Genomic DNA, 20,702 nt, shown 5'->3' with positions numbered 1-20,702 from the left:
CCACCCAGTGTCTCCCTGTGTGTGGGGGCGCTCTTTTTTTTCAAAGCGACCCGGGGGGAGACGCCCCGGCCGGTAACGGAGGCCCGCGGGGTGTGCCCCCCCCCCCCCCCCCGCGGTTCTGCCGGGCGCGTGGGGCGCCTGGGAGAGGGAGTGGGAGACGCACGGCCGCGACACAGTCGCGCAGGGCGGAGAGTGCGTCGATCAGCTGAGGCCGTTCGTCCAAGGTCACCACATGCGAAGAATGCCCAATTTTGGAGCCATTTTGAAGCGTATAACGGTCCTACGCGCCGACCGAACAGCTGATGACACGAGCCTCAGGCATAACGAGTACACAACACCCGGGCCAAGTGGCGCGAAAAGCGCTGCGGGAATCGCACCTGCCTGCGATTATCGTTCCGCTTCACCGAACCTCCACATCGTGCCACGCAGGTGAAGCAACCGGGCCAAGGGGATCGGAGCCCTATCCTTGACCCGGCAGGCCACGCCCCACCCACCAGGGGCTCCCGGCCGCACGGCCACCACCCGGCCCCCGTAGCTCAGTGGATAGAGCAGGCGCCTTCTAAGCGCTTGGCCGCAGGTTCGAGTCCTGCCGGGGGCGCACTAGCACAGACCCTCCTTCGGGAGGGTCTTTTTGCTGGTCGGAGGCGGGATTCGGGTCGCTTCGCTCGCCTCGGTCCCGCCGGGGGTGGGGCGGCCGGCGGGACCGGCGCGGCTCAGTGCGTCGCGGCGTCCGTCAGGTCGGCTCGGGTCAGGGTGGCCGGGGTCGCGTGGCCCGACAGGGCCAGGGTGAGATCGAGTTCGGCGAGGAGGCAGCGGATGACGTGGTCCACGCCCGCCTGGCCGTCGAGGGCCAGGCCGTAGGCGTACGGTCGGCCCACGAGGACGCCGTCCGCGCCCAGGGCCAGGGCCTTCGCGATGTCGTCGCCCGTGCGTACGCCGCTGTCGAAGAGGACCGTCAGACGGTCGCCGACCGCGTCCGCCACGGCCGGGAGGGCGTCGGCGGCCGCGATCGAGCCGGCCACCTGGCGGCCTCCGTGGTTGGAGACCACCACGCCGTCCATGCCCGCGTCGGCTGCCGCGCGGGCGTCGTCGGGGTGGAGGATGCCCTTGAGGACGATCGGACCGTCCCAGTTCTCGCGCAGGAACGCCAGATCGGACCAGGTCTTGCCCGGGTCGGAGAACATCGACACGAAGTGCATCACGGCCGCGTTCGGGTCCTCCTCCACCGGCTTCGCCAGGCCCGCGCGGAAGGCCGGGTCGGAGAAGTAGTTCGCCGTCCCGACCCCGTGCAGGAACGGCAGGTACGCCTGGTCGAGATCGCGCGGCCGCCAGGAGAGCATCGGCGTGTCGAGCGTGACGACGAGCGCCGTGTAGCCGGCCGCCTTCGCCCGGCCCAGGAAGGAACGCGCGACCTCGACGTCCTTCGGCCAGTACAGCTGGAACCACCGCTCCCCCTCCCCCATCGCCTCCGCGACCTGCTCCATCGGCGTGCTGGACGCCGAGGAGAGGATGTACGGGATGCCGCGCGCCGCGGCCGCGCGCGCGGCCGCGGGCTCGGCGTCGGGGTGCAGGATCGACAGCACGCCGACGGGCGCGAGGGCCATCGGGGCGGGCAGCGGGCGGCCGAACAGCTCGACGGAGAGGTCGCGTTCGCGCACGTCGCGGAGCATCCGCGGGATCAGCCGCCGCCGTTCGAGCGCCGCCCGGTTGGCACGGGCGGTGGAGCCGTCGCCCGCGCTGCCGGCGACGTAACCGACGGGGCCCGGGCCGAGCCGCCGGCTGGTCAGTTCCTCCAGCCGGGTCAGATCGGTGGGGAGCCGCGGTACGGCTCCGGTCAGCCCGTTCAGGTAGATCTCGTACTGGAAGTCCGCCCAGTTCATGCGCAGGTACCGCCCTTCGGAAGATCGCCGTGGGAGCACCCTGCCACCGGAGTCCGGCGCCTCACCAGGCCCGTGCGGCCTCCGCACCCAGCCATACGGCCCCGAGTCCGGCGGCCAGGCTCCCGGCCGCGTTCGCCACCGCGTACCCCTTCGCCCCGCCCTCGTACAGCCTCAACGTCTCGTAGGAGAAGGTGGAGTACGTCGTCAGCGCCCCGCACAGCCCGGTGCCGAGCAGCAGATGCGTCCGGGCGGAGGAGACCCCGGTCAGCAGGCCGAGGACGAGCGAGCCGGCGATGTTGACCGTGAACGTGCCCCAGGGGAAGACGGAGTCGTGGCGCGACTGGACGGCGCGGTCGGTGAGATAGCGCAACGGCGCGCCGACCGCGGCGCCCGCGAGGACGAGCAGCCAGTTCACGCCCGCCCCTCCCGGCCCACGTACCGGATCACCTCGCAGTCGTCGAGGATCACCAGCCCCTCCGTCACCAGCGCGTCGAGCTGGGGCAGGAAGTCCCGGACGCGGTCCTCGGTGTCCACGATCACGATGGCGACGGGCAGGTCCTCGCTCAGCGAGAGCAGGCGCGTGGTGTGGACGAGCGAGGAGGCGCCGAAGCCCTCGACGCCCCGGAAGACGGAGGCGCCGGCGAGGCCCGCCTCGTGGGCGCGGTGCACGATCTCGGCGTACAGCGGCCGGTGGTGCCAGGTGTCGCTCTCGCCGAGGAGGATCGTCACGCGCAGGGCCCTGCCCGCCAGTCTCGTCATCGTGTCCTCCTCGCCAGAGCGCCACGGGTCGCGAAGGTCGCGGCCCACACGGCGGCCATCGCGGCCACCACCGTCGCTCCCATGTATGCCACGCCGCGGGCCGTGTCCCCCGCGCTCAGCAGCCGCTGTGTGTCGAGGGCGTACGTGGAGAAGGTGGTGAAGCCACCGAGGACGCCCGTACCGAGAAAGGGGCGTACGAGCCGGTGGGGCGGGGCGGCGACCTCGGCGACCAGCACCATCAGGACGCCGATCGCCGCGCAGCCGGAGACGTTCACGACGAGCGTGGTCCAGGGGAACGCGCCGGCCGGGGTGGGCCAGACGAGCGACGCGCCGTAGCGGGCCGCGGCACCGAGGGCGCCGCCGGCCGCCACGACCGCGACGACCGGAAGCTGCCCGCGCACGTCCATGCGGTCAGGTTAGGCGGTCTCCCGCCCCGAGCCGTCGGACGCCCTCTCGGCGACCAGGGAGTCCAGGAGCGTCCCCGCCCAGCCCGCGTCGTAGTGGTCGAGGCGCGGGAAGCCGCCGTCGTACAGGTCGCCGGTGAAGACGTAGGTGGCACCCGGGTTGTGCGCCGCGTAGCCGCCGTCCGCGAAGAAGTGCGGGCTGCCCTGGATCTGCGGGCCCTGGGCCTCGTGCCACTGCTCGTACACCTCGCGCCGGCCCGCGCCGCGCGCGAGGGCGGCCTCCAGGGCGCCGGCGTCGACGTCGGGGCAGGCCTCGGCGACGTCGAGGATCACGGCGTGGATCGCTATGCAGCGGTGCTCGGTGTAGAAGGCCTTCCGCAGCCCGGCGTCGAGCTGGTCGGAGCCGCGCACCCCACCCACCTCGGGCGCCTTCGCCGCCTGGACGGCTTCGAGGGCGGGCAGGACGCTCGACGGGTACTCCCAGGCGGGCGCGTCCCACAGCCGCCAGCCCAGCTCGGGGCGGTGGGCGCCGAGCATGACGATCTCGGCGTCGACGATGTGCTTGGGCGTTGGCTGGCGGTTGAACAGCTCCAGCGGGAAGGCACGGTGGTCGATCAGGAGGTCCTGCCCGCGCTCGGCGGCGGTGGCCCGCAGGGTGTGCAGGGCGAGCGAGGCCCAGGGGCAGCCGATGTCCGACCATGCGGTGACGACGGGCGGTTGCGCGTCTCGTACGGGAGTCATGGCTGTGAGCGTGGGTGTCGTCGGGCGGCTCGTCCAGTGGCCGCGACTGACTTCGTCACCATACCGAGGGCTTTCCGGATAAGTTTCCGTTTCTGCTCCGGGTCGTGCACTATGGAGGGGACGGACTTTCCTGGGGCGGCTTGGAGTGTTGTGTCATGCAGTTCGGAATCTTCACCGTCGGGGACAGGACCACCGATCCCACCGACGGCACCACGCCTGGCGAGCACGAGCGGATCAAGGCGATGGTCGCCATCGCCCGCAAGGCGGAGGAGGTCGGGCTCGACGTCTTCGCGACCGGCGAGCACCACAACCCGCCGTTCGTGCCGTCCTCCCCGACGACCCTCCTCGGCCACATCGCGGCCCGTACGGAGCGGCTGATCCTCTCCACGTCCACGACGCTGATCACCACCAACGACCCGGTGAAGATCGCCGAGGACTTCGCGATGCTCCAGCATCTCGCCGACGGCCGCGTCGACCTGATGATGGGCCGCGGCAACACCGGCCCCGTCTACCCGTGGTTCGGGCAGGACATCCGCCAGGGCATCCCGCTGGCCATCGAGAACTACGCGCTGCTGCACCGGCTGTGGCGGGAGGACGTGGTGAACTGGGAGGGCCGCTTCCGTACGGCTCTCCAGGGTTTCACCTCGACGCCCCGCCCGCTGGACGGAGTCCCGCCGTTCGTCTGGCACGGCTCCATCCGCTCCCCCGAGATCGCCGAGCAGGCCGCGTACTACGGCGACGGCTTCTTCGCCAACCACATCTTCTGGCCCAAGGAACACACGGCCAAGATGGTCCGCCTCTACCGGAAGAGGTTCGCGCACTACGGTCACGGCACGCCCGAGCAGGCCGTCGTCGGCCTGGGCGGCCATGTGTTCATGCGCAAGAACTCCCAGGACGCCGTACGGGAATTCCGCCCGTACTTCGACAACGCGCCCGTCTACGGCCACGGTCCGTCCCTGGAGGAGTACACGCGCGAGACCCCGCTGACCGTCGGCTCCCCACAGGAGGTCATCGACCGCACGATGTCGTTCCGCGAGTACGTCGGCGACTACCAGCGGCAGTTGTTCCTCGTGGACAGCGGCGGTCTGCCGCTGAAGACGGTCCTGGAGCAGCTCGATCTGCTCGGCGAGGAGGTCGTCCCGGTGCTGCGCAAGGAGATGGAGAGCCTGCGCCCGGCCGGCGTGCCCGAGGGCCCGACCCATGCGGCCCGGGTGGCGGCGCGCGACGCGGAGAGCGGCGCGAAGGCCGGCGCGGAGGCCGGCGCGTAGTCGGTACGAGCGCCCGCGCGTAGTCGGTACGAGCGCCCGCGCGCGCATCGGCGCGTGAGCGGAAGGCCCATAAGCGGAACGGGCCGAACGGCCCCCGCGACGTGAGCGAGGCGGACAGGCGCGGTCCCTGGCCTGGGGCATTAACCAGGGGCCGGCCCGTGCCGCCTCGTTCTGCGATGGTCGACCCGGGCGGCATGGTGGTCAAAGCCGGGCCGCAGAGTCTGTCAGATCCCCCCTCCCGGTATGCCGTCCCGACGTGGGCTCCCGCGACCGATCGCGGGGCCTCCGGTGGTCCGGCCACACCCCACCCGCCGTCCGACCAGGGCCCGACACCCGCTGCGGCACTCCCCGGGCCGGCGACGGTGGTCCGACCACCATCCGGCGGCCCAGTGGGGTGCCGGGTACACCTCGTGCCACGGGCTCCCAGGCGAGACGGTGGAGATGCAGCTGGAGGGAGCTGCAAAACCGTAGGCAGGAGTGTCGTGAGTACATCCGTCGCAACCAAGAGCAGGACCCTTTTCGATCCACTGGGAATCCAGCACCGCACCGGACACGTGCCGCACTCCGCGGCGTACCGGAACGCGGTGGCCGACGATGTCTACGACGAGCTCTGTGCCACGCTCTTCTCGGGGTTCCCCCGGCGGGACCAGCGGCTGAAGGCGGAGCAGTACCTCCGGGGGCTGCTGACCGCGCAGGGCCGCAAGTCCATCCGTAACATCGCGGCGCAGATCGGCGGGCCGGCCGCCGAGCAGAGCCTGCACCACTTCATCTCCAGCTCCACCTGGGACTGGCGGCCGATGCGGGCCGCGCTCGCCGGGTTCCTGGAGCAGAACAGCTGCCCGCAGGCGTGGGTGGTGCGGTCGATGCCGATACCGAAGGCCGGCGAGCACTCGGTGGGCGTGGACCGCCGGTTCGACCCCGAGCGCGGGCAGGTCTTCCGGGGTCAGCAGGCGTTCGGCGTGTGGTTCGCCGCGGAGGAACTGAGCGTTCCGGTCAACTGGCGGCTGTTCCTGCCCGATCCGTGGGTGAAGGACCGGACCCGGCGCGACCGGGCGGAGGTTCCGGAGGGTGCGGGCGAGGAGACGCTGGAGGAGTGCGCGGTCGCTGCGGCGCTCGACACGGCGCGCTGGCAGGCCGTCACCCGCAAGCCGGTGCTGCTCGACATCCGGGGCGGCGCGGGGCGGGCGGCGCTGAACCGGCTGGCCGGCGCGGGTGTTCCGGTCGTCGCTCGGATCGGTGCGACGTGCAGGCTCGCGGTCGCGGACCGGGCGCTGCCCGGCTTCGGCGCCGGGCCGCTGCCGGCCCAGCAGATCCTGGAGTCGCTCAAGGGCCTGCGCCGCCCGGTGAGCTGGCTGGACACGGCGACCGGCGCGCGGACCTCGCGTACGTCGCTGGCGACGGTGGTACGGGTGGCGCTGCCGGCGCCCGCGGGGGAACGGATGCGTCCGCTGCTGCTGCTCGGCGAGTGGGACGACCCGCGGCGGCCCCCGGCCCGGCTGTGGATCACCGATCTGAACGGCTCGACGGTCGGCTCGCTGCTCAGGCTGACGAAGCTGGCCGGGCGGGTGGAGCGCGACTTCACCCAGGTCGGCGAGGGTGCGGGGCTGCGGGACTTCGTGGGCCGCTCGTTCCGCGGCTGGCACCGCCACATCACCCTGGCCTCGGCGGCCCACGCGGCGACGGTCCTGGCGACGGACTGGGACGCCGCGTACGGCTCCGCCGGCTGACACCGGCCGGGGCGGGGACGGCCACCGTGCCCCCCGCCCCGGCTGGTCAAGAGGCCGGACACCTCCCGCCCCGACGCGTCACGAGGGCGGGACCGAGAGTGCCGCCCAGCGCGCACGACAGCGGGACCGACAGTGCCGCCCGGCGCGCACGACAACGGGACCGACAGCCCCGCCCCGGCGCGCACGACAACGGGACCGACAGCCCCGCCCCGGCGCGCACGACAACGGGACCGACAGTGCCGCCCGGTGGCTCAGGACGTCGTGGTCGCGACCCCGTGTCACCGCGTCAGGGCGTCTCCGCCTCCGCGCGTCACGACGGCGGCCGGGGGGCGTCCGGGGACGGGCGGGTGGTGTCGGTGCCGCGTTGCTGGGCCAGGACGTCCCGGGTGCGCTGGAGGCGGAGGGCCAGCTGGACCTCCAGGACCTGGCCCGGCTTCTGCCACTCCGCGCCGAGGAGTTCGCCGATCCGCTCCAGCCGCCGCGAGACCGTGTTCGGATGGACGTGCAGCGCCTCCGCCGCGTTCGTCGGACTGCCGCCCGACGCGAAGTACGCCTCCAGCGTGCGCGTCAGATCCGTGAACCGTTCGGCGTCGTACTCCAGTACGGGACCGATCGCCGACTCGATGAAGCCGTCCACGTCGTGGTCGTCGGAGAGCAGCAGCCCCAGGAACCCCAGGTCCTGCACGGACGCCGCGGACCCCGAACCGCCCAGCGCGCTCATCGCGTCCAGGCAGCGCATGGCCTCCAGATACATCCGGCCCACCCCGTCCGGACTCCAGCCGGGGCCCGCCGCGGCGACCGAGACCGGGTGGCCGAGCAGCGGGGCCAGCTCGCCGGAGACCGCACGGGCGGCGGCCGAGGCGTCGAGCCCGGGCAGCAGCAGGACGAGGCAGCCGCCCTGCACCGTCTTCAGACCGGACATCCGGTACGCGTACGAGGACGCCCACACCACGGCCCGCCCCTGCTCCCCGCCCTCCGGCCGGGCCACCACCAGGACGTGCGGCTTGCGCAGGTCGATGCCGAGGCGGCCGGCGCGCTGCACCAGCTGCTGCGGAGGGGCGTGCTGCGGGTCGGCGAGCAGGTCGTCGAGGAGCTCGTCGCGGACCGGGCCCTCGGCGACCGCCGTGGAGCGCTGCATCAGGAGCAGGAACGCGACGGACTGCGCGGCCAGTTCGAGCAGCCGCTCGTCCTCCCCGGTCAGTCCCGTGTCCGCGCGCATCACCAGGACGCCGAGGTCCTCGGAGCCCGCGATGACGGGTGCGACCCAGGTGTTGTCCCCGGTCACGACGGGCCGGCGGCCGGCGTGCGCGTCCAGCGACGCCTTCGCCACGGACTCCTCGTCGAGGCCCGGGATCTCGCCGCCGGAGGCGAGCCTGCGGCCACCCGGATCGCGGATCACGACGGTGCCGTCGAGCGCGTCCCCCGCGGCCTTGGCGACGTTGCACAGGTCCCCGCCCGCCAGGACGAGGTTCATGATCCGGCTGTGCGCCTCGCTGACGTGCCGCATCCGGGTGAGGCTGGACCTGGCCCGGGAGCTGTCCAGCTCCAGTTCGGTGACCTCGGCGCGGGTCTGGTCGAGGAGGCCGGCCTTCTCGATGGCGACGGCGGCGAGGTCGGCCAGTGAGGACATCAGCCCGATCTCGTCGGGGGTGTAGTGGCGGACCCTGCGATCCGCCCCGTACAGCGCGCCGACGGTCGTGTCCCCGCTGCGCATCGGGATGGCCATGACGGCATGCAGACCCTCGGCCCTGACGACCTCGTCGACCGACCGCGCGTGCGGGAAGCGGTCGTCCTCCAGGTAGTCGGAGGTCCAGGCGGGTTCGCCGTGGGCGTGGGCCTCGCCGCCGAGGCCGTGGCCTTCGAGCAGGCGCAGGCCGTTGGTGAGCCCGGTGTGGGAGCCCTCGGTGGTGTGGACGTACGAGGAGCCGTTCGTGTCGCGCAGGCTGACGTACGCCATGTCGAGGAACAGGAGCCGTTTGGCGCGGCGGGTGATGACCCGCAGCAGGCTGTCGAGGTCGTAAGGCAGCGTCAGGTCGCGGGCGGTGTCGACGAGGGCGGCGAGGCCGGCCTCGCGCTGCTCGCGGCGGTCGAAGGAGGAGGAGATTCCGGTCGCGAGGTGGACGGCCCGTTCGAGCCGGGCCAGTTCGTCCGCCGGGGCGCCCGCGCCGCGGGCCTCGTGGAGCAGTGTCTCGTAGCGGCTGGGTGGGGCCTGTTGGGCCAGCAGCTCCAGAACCGCGAGCGCGTCGGTGCCCCCGCCGCCGTCCGCGCCGTGCTTGGACATGTCCCAACCCCCGTTGTTGAGAGAAACCGGGAGCCCCGGAGGAATCCCGTACCGCTGGCCGAAACTAATTCGGCTCCGAGAGAGGGTCAACGGTGACCTCGGCCACTTCGTTCCCGCCGCGTGAGCAGGGTGGGGAGATCACCGCCGGGCACGGTGAGCGGTGTCGTGGGACCACCTTCCGCCCGGGGGGATGGACGGAAGGTGGTCGACCGGGGTGGGGAGTCGGGAAGGGCCCCTCGCTTCACGCCCCCGGCGTGCGGAGCACCAGCCGGGTGCCGTGCGGGCCCGTCGTCTCGATGCGGCGGTGGACCTCGGCGGCCTCGCTCAGCGGGCGGACCTCGATCTCGCGGGGACACAGCAGCCCTGCGGCGAGGAGGTGGTTGATCGCATCGGCGGCCTCGGCCAGTTCGGCCGTGGTGGCGTGCGAGATGACGAAGCCCGCGATCGAGCCGTCCTTCATGTAGAGCTGCCCGGCGGGCAGGACGGGACGGCTGCGGGCGCCCGCGAGGAGCACGATCCGGCCCCGGCGGGCCAGCAGGTCCACGCTGTGCGCGAGGTCGTTGGTGCCGGAGGCGTCGAGGTAGGCGTCGACGCCGTCCGGGGCCGCCTTGCGGATCAGCTCGTGCGCGGCGGGATCGGTGTAGTCGAAGACCTCCGAGGCGCCCAGCGAGGCGACGTACGCCGCGTCCCGCTGCCGCGCGGTGGCGATCACCCGTGCCCCCGCCCACACGGCGAGGGCGACCATCGCGCTGCCGACGTTGCCGGCCGCGCCCGCGACCACGACCGTCTCCCCGGCCCGTACGCGGCCGTGCGTGAACAGTCCGAGGTACGCGGTGGCCGCCGGGTGGACCACGGCGACGGCGGTCTCGGGGTCGACTCCCGCCGGGAGCCGGTAGAGGCGGTCGGCCGCGACCACGGCCTTCTCGGCCGCGGCGCCCTGACGCCCCTCGTGGCCCAGGCTGTTGCTCCACACCAGATCGCCGGTGGTGAATCCGGTGGCGCCCGCTCCGCTCTCCACGACCCGGCCGACGAGATCGCGGCCGATCACGAAGGGAAAGGGCAACGGCGTGCTGAAGACTCCGGACCGTACGAATGTGTCGACCGGATTGACCGTGGTGGCCAGGACGTCGACCAGAACATCCGTGGGCCCGGGGCGTGGTTCGGCCAGTTCTCCGTAATGAATCGCTTCCGGCGGTCCGAGCTCTTCGATGTAGGCAGCGCGCATAGCCGGATACTGACAGGGACGTTCCGTGATTTCTCCCGCGTGCCCCATGGTGTGTCAACTCGGCCGGATCGTGCGGCATTACGGTCCTAGGCTGACGTTCATGGAATTGACAATGACCGATCTCACTCCGGACGAGCCCGCGTTCGGTACCGACGTCGGCTCCCTGATCCGGGCCCTGCGGCCCGGCCTGGACGCGGACGGCTTCCTGGAGTTCGCGACGGCGGCCCACCGGCAGGGCCTGGTCTTCACCGCCGCCCGCGACGCCACCGGGCGCTGCCTCGGCGTGGCCTCCCACCGCGTACTGGCCACCAGCCGGGGCCGGTTGCTCTTCGTGGACGACCTCGTCACCGATTCCGCCGCCCGCTCGGCCGGCGTGGGGGCGCGCCTTCTCGACGAACTGCGGGAGCGGGGCCGGCGGGCCGGCTGCGTACGGATGGAACTCGACACGGGCACGGTCAACCACGGCGCACAACGCTTCTACCACGCACAGCGGATGAACATCGTGGCCCTCCACTTCGCAGAGGAGTTGGGCACCGGACTTGACGTACCCTGATTGGCTTCGTTGACCATCTCCCCGGGCGCTCAGCAGTATCCCCTTCCGAGAACGGCGAAATAGCTCCGTCCATTCTCCGTCCGCCCTTCTTCACCCGCGCATTCCTGCGGGAGCGGCCCGAATTCGCCTTGCCGACCTCTGCCGATCACTGCTGATCTCTGCCGAACTCGGCATTTCTACTGACGAAAGCCTGGGGACATGCTGCTGCAGCGCATTGGAAACCGTGGAATCCGGCTGGGCACGCTGTTCGAGCGAGCGGCGTCCCGGCATCCGGCGAACGTGGTGATCCTCGACCACGACCTCGACATCGCGCCCGACCTCGGACGACGCACGACGGTCGCGGAGATCGCCGACCTGATCGACGACTTCGCGTCCCGGCTGTGGGCGGCGAAGGTACGCCCCGGGGAGCGGGTCGTCGTATACAAGTCCGACGGCTTCGACATCACGCTGCTGTCCTGCGCCATCGCCCGCATCGGGGCCGTACCGGTGCTCCTGTCGCCGAAGCTGGACGGCGCGACCGCCGCGGAGCTGGTGCGGCGCACGGACCGGCCGTTCCTGCTGACCGACGCGGCGAAGCTGGAGAAGGAGCTGCCGCCGGAGGTCTTCGAGCTCGCCGGGAAGGTGCTGCTGGCCTCCGGCAGCCATGAGGGCGCCACGGAGCTGGCCGGCCTCGCGGGCGTGGCGCGGGTCCCCGCCGTGACGATGCCGCCGGAGCACCCGACCCTGATCACGCACACCTCGGGCACGACCGGCACCCCGAAGCTCGCCGTGCACACCGGCCGTACGCTGCAGGCCCGTTACCGCCCGCAGATCTCCGCCGTCGCACCGCTGATCCGCGGCCGCGAGACGATCGCGATGCACGTGTCGTTCGTGCACTCGCGGCTCTTCACCGCGCTCGCGATCTCCCTCTTCCGGGGCTTCCCGATCATCGTGCTCGCCGATCCGGACGCCAAGCAGGCCGCCGACCTGTTCGCCCGGCTGAAGCCCGGCATCCTGGAGGCGCACCCCAACTCCTTCATGGAGTGGGAGGAGTTGGCGAGCGACCCGCGCGGGCCGCTGTCCAACGTGAAGCTGTTCTCCTCCACCTTCGACGCGATCCACCCGCGGACCGTGCACACCCTGCTGCGCGCCACGAAGCGGCGCGCGCCGCTCTTCGGCCAGCTGTACGGGCAGAGCGAGGTCGGCCCCGCCGTGGTCCGCGCCTTCACCCGGCGCCGCTCGCTCGACGACGACGGACGCTGTGTCGGCCGCCCCTTCCCGGGCATGACGGACGTGCGGGTGGTCGGCCGGGACGGCAAGGAGCCCTCACCGGAGAACCCGGGCTACATCGAGGTGCGCAGCGACGGCCGGATCGTCACCTACCTCGGCGAGCAGGAGCGGTACGACCAGCAGGTGTCCGCGGACGGCTGGTGGCGGATGGGCGACGTCGGCTACCGCACCAAGTGGGGCTGTGTGCATCTGCTCGACCGGGAGGTCGACCTGATCGAGGGCTTCGGCTCCACGCTCGCCGCCGAGGACACGCTCTTCGGGAAGCTGCCTGAGCTGGCCGAGGTCATCATCATCCCCGGCACCGACGGCCGGGCCGTCCCGGTGGTGTGCACCAAGGACGACCGCCCGCTCGACCCGGCGGCCTGGAAGGCGGCGGCGGCCACGCTGCCGCCGATGGCGGAGCCGGTCCAGTGGCGGCTCGGTGAGCTGCCGCAGACCGCCACCACCAAGATCAAGCGGCTCGAGCTGGCGAAGCTGCTCGCCGCCGGCACCGCGTCGACCACAGGGGACCGAGCATGAACGACACGCATGCGGAGTACTGCATCGTCGGCGCCGGACCGCGCGGCCTGTCGGTCCTGGAGCGGATCTGCGCCAACGAGCGGATCGCGCCCACCCACCGGACCCTGACCCTCCATGTCGTCGACCCGGCGGCCCCGGGCGCCGGGGCGGTGTGGCGGACGGAGCAGTCGCGGCACCTGCTGATGAACACGGTCGCCTCGCAGGTGACCGTGTACACCGACGACAGCGCCCGGATCGAGGGCCCCGTCGAGCCAGGTCCCAGCCTCTACGAGTGGGCGCAGGAGCTCGCGGCGCTCGCCGTGCTCACCGAGGACGGCGCGCGGGCGCAGAGCGCGGGCGCCGACGGGTACGACGAGGCGACCCTGGAGGAGGCGCGCCGGCTCGGCCCGGACTCGTACCCCTCGCGGGCCTTCTACGGCCGGTATCTGCACGACTCCTTCCAGCGGGTGGTGGCCCGCGCGCCCGGTCACATCACGGTGCGCCTGCACCGGTCGCGGGCGGTCGCGATGGCCGACACCCACGGGGTGCCGGGCGGCCCGCAGGGCGTACGGCTCGAGGACGGCACCCGGCTCAACCACCTCGACGGAGTGGTTCTCGCCCAAGGCCATGTGCCGGCCCGGCTGACGGCCCGTGAGGCCCGTACGGCGAGCCTGGCCCGGATCCACAACCTGCGCTACATCACGCCCGCCAACCCGGCGGACCTGGACCTGAGCGGCATCGAGCCGGGCCGGCACGTGCTGCTGCGCGGCCTGGGGCTCAACTTCTTCGACCACATGGCGCTGTTCACGGCCGGGCGGGGCGGGGTCTTCGAGCGGCGCGACGGCCGTCTGGTGTACCGCGCGTCGGGACGGGAGCCGAAGCTGTTCGCGTCCTCCCGGCGCGGGGTGCCGTACCACGCGCGCGGGGAGAACCAGAAGGGCGCGTACGGGCGCTATCTGCCGCAGCTGCTGACCCCGGAGTTCATCGCCCGGCTGCGGGCCCGGAACGTCGACGGCGAGCGGGTGAACTTCGCGCAGGACCTGTGGCCGGTGATCTCGCGGGAGGTGGAGAGCGTCTATTACGGCACGCTCCTGGACTCCCTGGGGCGCGGCGCCGAGCGCGAGGGGTTCACCACGCGGTACCTGGCCGCGGCCGAGGAGTCCGACCGGGCGGCGCTGGTGGCCTCGTACGGCTTCGAGGAGCCCCGCCGCTGGGACTGGGAGAGGCTGTCGCGACCTTACGGGGAGCGGGAGTTCACCAGCCGGGACGACTTCCGGGCGTGGCTCCTCGGCCACCTGGAGCGGGACGTCGTGGAGGCGCGGGCGGGCAATGTGGACGGCCCGCTCAAGGCGGCGCTGGACGTGCTGCGGGACCTGCGCAACGAGGTCCGCCTCGCCGTCGACCACGGCGGCCTGGAGGGCAACTCGCACCGTGACGACCTGGAGGGCTGGTACACCCCGCTCAACGGCTTCCTGTCGATCGGGCCGCCGGCCTCCCGCATCGAGGAGATGATCGCGCTGATCGAGGCGGGTGTCCTGGAGGTCACCGGTCCGGGCACGCAGATCCGGCTCGACGCGGCGGCGCCGTCGTTCGTGGCCGCGTCGGACACGGTGCCGGGGCCGCCGGTGCGGGCGACGGTGCTGATCGAGGCGCGGCTGCCGGAGCCGGACGTGCGGCGCACGCAGGACCCGCTGCTGCTGCACCTGCTCGACACCGACCAGGCGGCGCCGTACCGGATCCCCGGTTCCTGCGGGACGAGTTACGAGACCGGGGGCCTGGCCATCACGGAGCGGCCGTACCGGGTGGTGGACGGCCGCGGCCGTCCGCATCCGCGCCGGTTCGCGTACGGCGTGCCGACCGAGTCCGTGCACTGGGTGACCGCGGCCGGGATCCGGCCGGGCGTCGACTCGGTGACCCTCGGCGACTCGGACGCGATCGCGCGGGCGCTGTGCGCGCTGCCGCCGACCGCTCATGTGCCGTCGGGGGTACGGCCGGTGACGCAGGAGGCCGCGACGGAACTCGCCGGGGTGATCGTGTGAGCGGGCGTCATGACGGGGCGTCCGGGCGCGCCGGGGTGATCGTGTGACCCGGTCCTACGACGACGCGGGGCTCCTCTCGCCCGTGCGGGCCGGAACGCCCGTGGAGGCGGCGGTCGGCGACCAGGCGTGGCTGCAGGCCATGCTGGACGCGGAGGCGGCGCTGGTCCGGGCGCAGGCGCGGCTCGGAACGGTCCCGGAGCGGGCGGCGCGGGCCGTCTCCAACGCGGCGCGCGCGGAGCGCCTGGACGTGCGCGCCCTGGCCCTCGCGGCCCGCGAGACCGCGAACCCGGTGGTCGGCCTGGTACAGGCGCTGACACGGGTGGTCGCGGCGGAGGACCCGGCGGCCGCGGAGTACGTCCACCGGGGCTCGACGAGCCAGGACATCTTCGACACCGGGGCGATGCTGGTCGCGGACCGTGCGCTGCGGCTGATCCGCGCGGACCTGTCCCGTACGGCGGCGGCGCTGGCCGCACTCGCCGAACGCCACCGCGACACCCTGATCGCCGGCCGCACCCTCACCCTTCACGCGGTCCCGACCACCTTCGGCCTCAAGGCCGCGGGCTGGCACACCCTGCTCCTCTCGGCCGACGACCGCCTGGCCCGCGTCCAGGGGACCCTCCCGGTCTCCCTGGGCGGCGCGGCGGGAACGCTGGCGGGATACGTGGAGTACGCCCGGCTGGCGACGGAGGCCGAGGCGGGGTCCGGCGGCGCCGACGTGGCGGGCCCGGTGCCGGCCGGCGATGCCGATGGGACCGGCCCCGTGCCGGAGAGCGGCGGGTTCGACGTCCGGGCCTATCACGAGGCGCTCGTCGAGGCGTTCGCGGAGGAGACCGGGCTCCGGACCGCGCTGGTGCCGTGGCACGCGCTGCGGGCGCCCGTCGCCGATCTGGCGTTCGCGCTCGCGTTCGCCACCGGGGCGCTCGGGAAGGTCGCGATCGATGTGCAGTCGCTCGCGCGGACCGAGGTCGGCGAGGTCGCCGAGCCGTCGGGCGGGGCCGGCCGCGGGGCGTCGTCGGCGATGCCGCACAAGCGCAACCCGGTGCTGGCCACGCTCATCCGCTCCGCCGCGCTCCAGGTGCCCGCGCTCGCGGGCGCGTTGGCGCAGTGCCTCGTCGCCGAGGACGAGCGGTCGGCCGGGGTCTGGCATGCCGAGTGGCAGCTGCTGCGAGAGTGCCTGCGGCTGACCGGCGGCGCCGCGCACACGGCCGCCGAGCTGGTCGAGGGCCTGGAGGTGCGGGCCGAGCGGATGCGGGAGAACGTCGCGCTCACCGGCAGCCAGATCGTCTCCGAGCGGATCGCGGCCGTGCTCGCTCCCCGCCTCGGGAAGGCCGCCGCGAAGGAGCTGCTCACCTGGGCGTCGGTGACGGCGGACCGGGACGGCCGCCCGCTGCCCGAGGTCCTCGCGGACTCCCCGGAACTCGCCGGCGTCATGGACCGGGCCGAGGTCGACGCGCTCTGCGACCCGGCCGCCTACACGGGCGCGGCGGGCCCCCTGGTGGACCGGGCGCTGAAGGGCGCGTCGTGAGCACCACCGGCCCCCGGCCCGGGCTCGGGTCCGGGCCGGGGCCCGAGTCCGCACCCCCGGCGCGGCCGGAGCGACCGTCCCCGGCCCCGGCCCGCCCCGGCCCCCGTTCCCGGTGGATCGACGACTGGGACCCCGAGGACGTCCGGTTCTGGGAGGCCCGGGGGAAGCGGATCGCGCGGCGGAATCTCGTGCTCTCCGTCGCCTCCGAGCACATCGGCTTCTCCGTCTGGAGCATGTGGTCGGTCCTCGTCCTCTTCATGTCGCCGCGCATCGGGCTGCCGTTCACGCCCGGCGAGAAGTTCCTCCTCGTCGTCACCCCCACCCTCGTCGGCGCGGTGCTGAGGCTCCCGTACAGCCATGCCGTCACCCGCTTCGGCGGCCGCAACTGGACCGTGTTCGCGACCGCCGTCCTGCTCGTCCCCGCCTCCGCCGCCGCGTACTTCGTGCAGCGGCCCGGCACGCCCCTGTGGGTGTTCCTCGTCATCGGCGCGCTCGGCGGCGTCGGCGGCGGCAACTTCGCGTCCTCGATGACGAACATCACCGCCTTCTTCCCGCAGCGCCACCAGGGCTGGGCCCTCGGGCTCAACGCGGGCGGCGGCAACCTCGGGGTCGCCGTCGTCCAGCTCCTGGGTCTGCTCGTCATCGCCACCGTGGGCGACACCCACCCCGCCTACGTCGCCGCGTTCTACCTCCCGCTGATCGTCGCCGTCACGCTCCTCGCCGCCCTGCGGATGGACAACCTGGCGCCGGTGCGGAGCGAAAAGGGCTCCCAGCGCGACGCCCTGCGCACCCCGCACACATGGTGGATCTCGCTGCTCTACATCGGCACGTTCGGCTCGTTCATCGGGTACGGCTTCGCCTTCGGCCTGGTCCTGCAGACCCAGTTCGGCTCCAGCCCGCTGGAAGCGGCGTCGTACACCTTCCTCGGCCCGCTGCTCGGTTCGTTCGCGCGCCCCTTCGGCGGACGGCTCGCGGACCGCTGGGGCGGGGCCCTGGTGACCGCGTGGACGTTCGTGGCGATGGCGGCCGGGACCGGCGGACTGCTCCTCGCCTCCGCGCAGGGGTCGTTCGGGCTGTTCGTCGGCGGCTTCACCGTCCTGTTCGTGCTCACGGGGATCGGCAACGGCTCCACGTACAAGATGATCCCGGCCGTCTTCGCCGAGCAGGCCGGCCGTGAGGTCACCGACGGCGCGGACGCCACGGCGGCGTTCGCCCGCGCCCGGCGCCTCTCCGGGGCCGTGATCGGGATCGCGGGCGCCGTCGGCGCGCTCGGCGGCGTCGCGGTGAACCTGGCCTTCCGCGCGGCGTACGGCTCCGAGAGCGGCAGCGGCGCCCCCGCGTTCCTCGCCTTCCTCGGCTTCTACGCACTGTGCGTGGCGGTCACCTGGGCGGTCTATCTGCGCCCCGTCGCCCGCGCCCGCCGGCCACTGGAGGCCCCGCCCGTACGCCGTGGAGTCACCCGTGTCTGACCGCGGCCCCGGCTCCCGTACCGTCCATACGCACTGCCCGTACTGCGCGTTGCAGTGCGGTACGAAGCTCAGCCGCGCCCTCGGCGAGGTGTCCGTCGCCCCGTCGGCCTTCCCGGTCAACCAGGGCGGTCTGTGCCAGAAGGGCTGGACCGCGCCGGACGTGCTCACCGTGGCCGACCGGCTGCGGGAGCCGCTGGTGCGCGGCGGGGACGGACGGCTCGTCCCGGCCGGCTGGGACGCCGCCCTCGACCTGGTCGCGGGGCGGCTGCGGGCGATCCGGAAGGAGCACGGCCCGGACGCTGTCGGCGTCTTCGGCGGCGGCGGGCTCACCAACGAGAAGGCGTATCTGCTGGGCAAGTTCGCCCGGCTCGCGCTGCGCACCAGCCGGATCGACTACAACGGCCGCTTCTGCATGTCCTCGGCCGCCGCCGCCTCCAACGCCGCCTTCGGCGTCGACCGGGGCCTGCCGTTCCCGGTCACCGATCTCGGGCGCGCCGACGTGGTGCTGCTCGCGGGGGCGAATCCGGCCGAGACGATGCCGCCGCTGATGCGCCATCTGGACCGGGCCGCGCTGATCGTCCTCGACCCGCGCCGCACCCCGACCGCCGAGCGGGCCGCACTGCACCTGCGGCCGACCCCCGGCACCGATCTCGCCCTGGCACTCGGTCTGTTGCAGCTGGCGGTGCTCGACGGACGGCTCGACCACGCTTTCGTCCGGGAGCGGACGAACGGCTTCGAGGCGGCCTGGCAGCGGGCGCTGCCCTGGACGCCGGAGCGGACCGAGCGGGTGACCGGGGTGCCGGTCGCGGACCAGCGGGAGGCGGTGCGGCTGCTCGCCGACGCCCGACGGGCCTACGTCCTGACGGGGCGGGGCGCCGAACAGCACAGCAAGGGCGCCGACACGGTCTCCGCCTTCGTCAATCTGGCGCTCGCGCTGGGGCTCCCGGGCCGGGAGGGCAGCGGCTACGGCTGTCTGACCGGCCAGGGCAACGGACAGGGCGGGCGGGAACTGGGCCAGAAGGCGGACCAGCTGCCCGGCTACCGGATGATCACGGACCCGGCGGCGCGTGAGCACGTGGCCGGGGTGTGGGGCGTGGACGCCGCCTCCCTTCCGGGGCCGGGACCCGGCGCGTACGAACTCCTCGACTCGCTGGGGACGTCCCACGGTCCGCGCGCCCTGCTCGTGTTCGGCTCGAACCCGGTGGTCTCCGCCCCGCATGCCGGGCACGTCACCGAACGGCTCGCCGCGCTCGACCTGCTGGTGGTGGCGGACTTCGTCCCATCCGAGACCGCGCGGATGGCGGACGTCGTCCTGCCGGTGACCCAATGGGCCGAGGAGGAGGGCACGTTGACCAATCTGGAGGGGCGGGTGCTGCGCCGGCGGGCGCTGCTCGATCCTCCGCCGGGGGTGCGGAGCGACCTGGAGCTGCTGCGCGGGCTCGCGGTACGGCTCGGGGAGCCGGCCGAGCGGTATCCGGCCCGGCCGCGGGAGGTCTTCGAGGAGCTGCGGCGCGCGACGGAGGGCGGCCGGGCGGACTACTCCGGGGTGAGCTACGAACGGCTCGACGCGGGCGAGGCGCTGCACTGGCCGTGCCCCGCGGTGCCGTCGGGGCCCGCGCATCCGGGCACGCCCCGACTCTTCCTGGACGGTTTCGCGCATCCTGACGGGCGGGCCCGCTTCCTGCCGGTCGAGCACCGCGACTCCGCCGAACTGCCCGACTCCGAACTGCCGTTGTACGCGACGACCGGCAGGGTTCTGGCCCACTACCAGTCGGGGGCGCAGACCCGGCGGGTACGGCGCCTCAACGAGGCCGAGCCCGATCCGTACGTGGAGATCCACCCCGACGCGGCCCGGCGGGCGGGCGTGGAGGCGGGCGCGCTCGCCCGGGTGGTGTCGGCGCGGGGCTCGGTGGTGGCGCGGGTGCGTCTGGTGGAGAGCCTGCGGACGGACACGGTGTTCCTGCCGTTCCACTTCCCGGGCGACGGGCGGGCGAACCTGCTCACCGGCGGGGCGCTCGACCCGCGGAGCGGGATGCCGGAGTTCAAGGTGAGCGCGGTACGGGTCGAACCGGTGCGGACTCCGGTGAGCGCGGACGGCGCCGCGCAGGCTGCGGTGACCGCGTGAACGGGCGGATCCTGGTCGTCGGCAACGGCCTCGCCGCGCACCGGCTCACCGCCCGCCTCGCGGCCCTGGGACACGAGGGCCCGGTCACCGTCCTGGGCGACGAGCCACACCCCGCGTACCAGCGCACCCTGCTCGGTTCGGTCCTGGCCGGCAGCCTGCCGCCGGGCGCGCTGACGCTCCCGCCGCCACCGTCGGGGGTGCGGGTACGGACGGGTCTGCGGGCCCTCGCGATCGACCGGGAGCGGCGGACCGTGCGGTGCGCCGACGGGACGCGCCTCGGCTACGACACGCTGGTCCTGGCGACCGGCGCGCGGCCGGCCGGCGATGTGCACACCCTCGCCGACTGCGCCCGCCCGGTGCGCGGCAAGGTGGCCGTGGTGGGCGGAGGCGTCCTGGGCGTGGAGACGGCGACGGCGCTGCGCAGGCGCGGCCACCGCGTGGTCCTGGCCCACCCCGGCCCGTATCCGATGCACCACCACCTGGACGAGATCTCCGGCCAGCTGGTCGCCGCGCGCCTCGAGTCGTGGGGGATCGAGCTGCGGCTGGGCGCGTACGTCCCGGCGGACGACACGCTCGGCGCGGACACCGTCCTGCGGTGCACCGGCACCGCTCCGGAGACCACGCTGGCCGCGCGGGCCGGTCTGACGGTCCGGCGCGGTGTCGTCGTCGACGAACGGCTGCGCACGAGCGACCCCTCGATCCGGGCGATCGGCGCATGCACGGAATCCCGGGACGTCGAGGGCGCCCCGGACCTCGCCGGCGCCCTGGCGCAGGCGGAGATCCTGGCCACCCTTCTGACGGGCGGCGACGCCGCGTACGCCCCCGCTCCCGCGGCCGTCCGGGGGGGGGGGGCGGGGGGGGGGGCGCGGGGGGGGGGGGCGGCCGGGGGGGGGGGGGGGCGGGGCGCGAGCGCCCGGGGGGTGTCGGGCTCCGCCGCCC

Annotated in this window: 16 protein-coding genes and 1 tRNA gene; 10 read left to right on the top strand and 7 right to left on the bottom strand. The window is 73.5% G+C overall.

Features of this window, described 5'->3' with window-relative positions; translation table 11 throughout:
* Positions 1 to 525: 525 nt before the first annotated feature.
* Positions 526 to 598: transfer RNA gene (locus ACFVZW_RS31315), tRNA-Arg, on the top strand.
* 115 nt (positions 599 to 713) lie between these two features.
* On the opposite strand, the gene ACFVZW_RS31310 is transcribed toward ACFVZW_RS31315, so the two are convergent.
* The 5 genes from ACFVZW_RS31310 to ACFVZW_RS31290 form a co-directional block, all read right to left on the bottom strand.
* Entirely contained in the window at positions 714 to 1,880 is a 1,167-nt protein-coding gene (locus ACFVZW_RS31310; protein ID WP_384528409.1) for a lactate 2-monooxygenase, read from the bottom strand.
* Between the two features lie 61 nt (positions 1,881 to 1,941).
* A complete protein-coding gene (crcB, locus tag ACFVZW_RS31305) occupies positions 1,942 to 2,295 on the bottom strand; it encodes a fluoride efflux transporter CrcB (protein WP_384528406.1) in 354 nt (117 codons plus the stop codon).
* A complete protein-coding gene (locus ACFVZW_RS31300; protein ID WP_384528403.1) occupies positions 2,292 to 2,639 on the bottom strand; it encodes a DUF190 domain-containing protein in 348 nt (115 codons plus the stop codon). Before ACFVZW_RS31300 ends, crcB (ACFVZW_RS31305) begins: the two co-directional genes overlap by 4 nt.
* Positions 2,636 to 3,046, bottom strand: a complete 411-nt coding sequence (gene crcB / locus ACFVZW_RS31295; RefSeq protein WP_384528400.1) for a fluoride efflux transporter CrcB — start codon at positions 3,044 to 3,046, stop codon at positions 2,636 to 2,638. The genes ACFVZW_RS31300 and crcB (ACFVZW_RS31295) overlap by 4 nt, the downstream gene beginning before the upstream one ends.
* A 9-nt stretch (positions 3,047 to 3,055) precedes the next feature.
* Positions 3,056 to 3,784, bottom strand: a complete 729-nt coding sequence (locus ACFVZW_RS31290; RefSeq protein ID WP_384528398.1) for a DsbA family protein — start codon at positions 3,782 to 3,784, stop codon at positions 3,056 to 3,058.
* Positions 3,785 to 3,939: 155 nt separating this feature from the next.
* Between ACFVZW_RS31290 and ACFVZW_RS31285 the strand changes: the two genes are divergently transcribed.
* On the top strand, positions 3,940 to 5,052 hold the full coding sequence (locus tag ACFVZW_RS31285; protein ID WP_384528395.1) for an LLM class flavin-dependent oxidoreductase: 1,113 nt from the start codon (positions 3,940 to 3,942) through the stop codon (positions 5,050 to 5,052).
* 482 nt (positions 5,053 to 5,534) lie between these two features.
* Positions 5,535 to 6,779, top strand: coding sequence for an IS701 family transposase (locus tag ACFVZW_RS31280; RefSeq protein ID WP_384528392.1), 1,245 nt, complete (start codon positions 5,535 to 5,537; stop codon positions 6,777 to 6,779).
* Between the two features lie 310 nt (positions 6,780 to 7,089).
* Here the strand turns inward: ACFVZW_RS31280 and ACFVZW_RS31275 are convergent, their stop codons facing one another.
* A complete protein-coding gene (locus ACFVZW_RS31275; RefSeq protein WP_384528389.1) occupies positions 7,090 to 9,060 on the bottom strand; it encodes a helix-turn-helix domain-containing protein in 1,971 nt (656 codons plus the stop codon).
* 241 nt (positions 9,061 to 9,301) lie between these two features.
* Positions 9,302 to 10,285, bottom strand: coding sequence for an NADPH:quinone reductase (locus ACFVZW_RS31270; RefSeq protein ID WP_384528387.1), 984 nt, complete (start codon positions 10,283 to 10,285; stop codon positions 9,302 to 9,304).
* 100 nt (positions 10,286 to 10,385) lie between these two features.
* Here ACFVZW_RS31270 and ACFVZW_RS31265 point away from each other — a divergent pair, with 100 nt between their 5' ends.
* The 7 genes from ACFVZW_RS31265 to ACFVZW_RS31235 form a co-directional block, all read left to right on the top strand.
* Positions 10,386 to 10,838, top strand: a complete 453-nt coding sequence (locus tag ACFVZW_RS31265) for a GNAT family N-acetyltransferase (protein ID WP_384528384.1) — start codon at positions 10,386 to 10,388, stop codon at positions 10,836 to 10,838.
* Between the two features lie 198 nt (positions 10,839 to 11,036).
* A complete protein-coding gene (locus tag ACFVZW_RS31260) occupies positions 11,037 to 12,626 on the top strand; it encodes a class I adenylate-forming enzyme family protein (RefSeq protein WP_384528381.1) in 1,590 nt (529 codons plus the stop codon).
* Complete coding sequence (locus ACFVZW_RS31255; protein ID WP_384528378.1) at positions 12,623 to 14,644, top strand: FAD/NAD(P)-binding protein; 2,022 nt, start codon at positions 12,623 to 12,625, stop codon at positions 14,642 to 14,644. The genes ACFVZW_RS31260 and ACFVZW_RS31255 overlap by 4 nt, the downstream gene beginning before the upstream one ends.
* Before the next feature lie 43 nt (positions 14,645 to 14,687).
* On the top strand, positions 14,688 to 16,169 hold the full coding sequence (locus ACFVZW_RS31250) for a lyase family protein (protein ID WP_384528376.1): 1,482 nt from the start codon (positions 14,688 to 14,690) through the stop codon (positions 16,167 to 16,169).
* Positions 16,170 to 16,285: 116 nt separating this feature from the next.
* The gene (locus ACFVZW_RS31245; RefSeq protein ID WP_384528418.1) at positions 16,286 to 17,638 is read left to right on the top strand and encodes an MFS transporter; all 1,353 of its coding nucleotides are present in this window, start codon (positions 16,286 to 16,288) and stop codon (positions 17,636 to 17,638) included.
* The gene (locus tag ACFVZW_RS31240; RefSeq protein ID WP_384528373.1) at positions 17,631 to 19,763 is read left to right on the top strand and encodes a molybdopterin oxidoreductase family protein; all 2,133 of its coding nucleotides are present in this window, start codon (positions 17,631 to 17,633) and stop codon (positions 19,761 to 19,763) included. Before ACFVZW_RS31245 ends, ACFVZW_RS31240 begins: the two co-directional genes overlap by 8 nt.
* Positions 19,760 to 20,702 (top strand): NAD(P)/FAD-dependent oxidoreductase (locus ACFVZW_RS31235; protein WP_384528370.1); only part of this gene is annotated, 943 nt, incomplete at its 3' end. The genes ACFVZW_RS31240 and ACFVZW_RS31235, both read left to right, overlap by 4 nt.

The sequence above is a fragment of the Streptomyces sp. NPDC059567 genome (assembly GCF_042735655.1).
Lineage (GTDB): Bacteria > Actinomycetota > Actinomycetes > Streptomycetales > Streptomycetaceae > Streptomyces.
This window is presented reverse-complemented; position numbering and strand designations above follow the sequence as displayed.

Bases quoted from the DNA above. Each gene is read 5' to 3' on its own strand.
- crcB (WP_384528400.1), bottom strand. From the start codon at position 3,046: ATGGACGTGCGCGGGCAGCTTCCGGTCGTCGCGGTCGTGGCGGCCGGC.
- ACFVZW_RS31265 (WP_384528384.1), top strand. From the start codon at position 10,386: ATGGAATTGACAATGACCGATCTCACTCCGGACGAGCCCGCGTTCGGT.
- ACFVZW_RS31275 (WP_384528389.1), bottom strand. From the start codon at position 9,060: ATGTCCAAGCACGGCGCGGACGGCGGCGGGGGCACCGACGCGCTCGCG.
- ACFVZW_RS31260 (WP_384528381.1), top strand. From the start codon at position 11,037: ATGCTGCTGCAGCGCATTGGAAACCGTGGAATCCGGCTGGGCACGCTG.
- ACFVZW_RS31290 (WP_384528398.1), bottom strand. From the start codon at position 3,784: ATGACTCCCGTACGAGACGCGCAACCGCCCGTCGTCACCGCATGGTCG.
- ACFVZW_RS31270 (WP_384528387.1), bottom strand. From the start codon at position 10,285: ATGCGCGCTGCCTACATCGAAGAGCTCGGACCGCCGGAAGCGATTCAT.
- ACFVZW_RS31310 (WP_384528409.1), bottom strand. From the start codon at position 1,880: ATGAACTGGGCGGACTTCCAGTACGAGATCTACCTGAACGGGCTGACC.
- ACFVZW_RS31300 (WP_384528403.1), bottom strand. From the start codon at position 2,639: ATGACGAGACTGGCGGGCAGGGCCCTGCGCGTGACGATCCTCCTCGGC.
- ACFVZW_RS31285 (WP_384528395.1), top strand. From the start codon at position 3,940: ATGCAGTTCGGAATCTTCACCGTCGGGGACAGGACCACCGATCCCACC.
- ACFVZW_RS31255 (WP_384528378.1), top strand. From the start codon at position 12,623: ATGAACGACACGCATGCGGAGTACTGCATCGTCGGCGCCGGACCGCGC.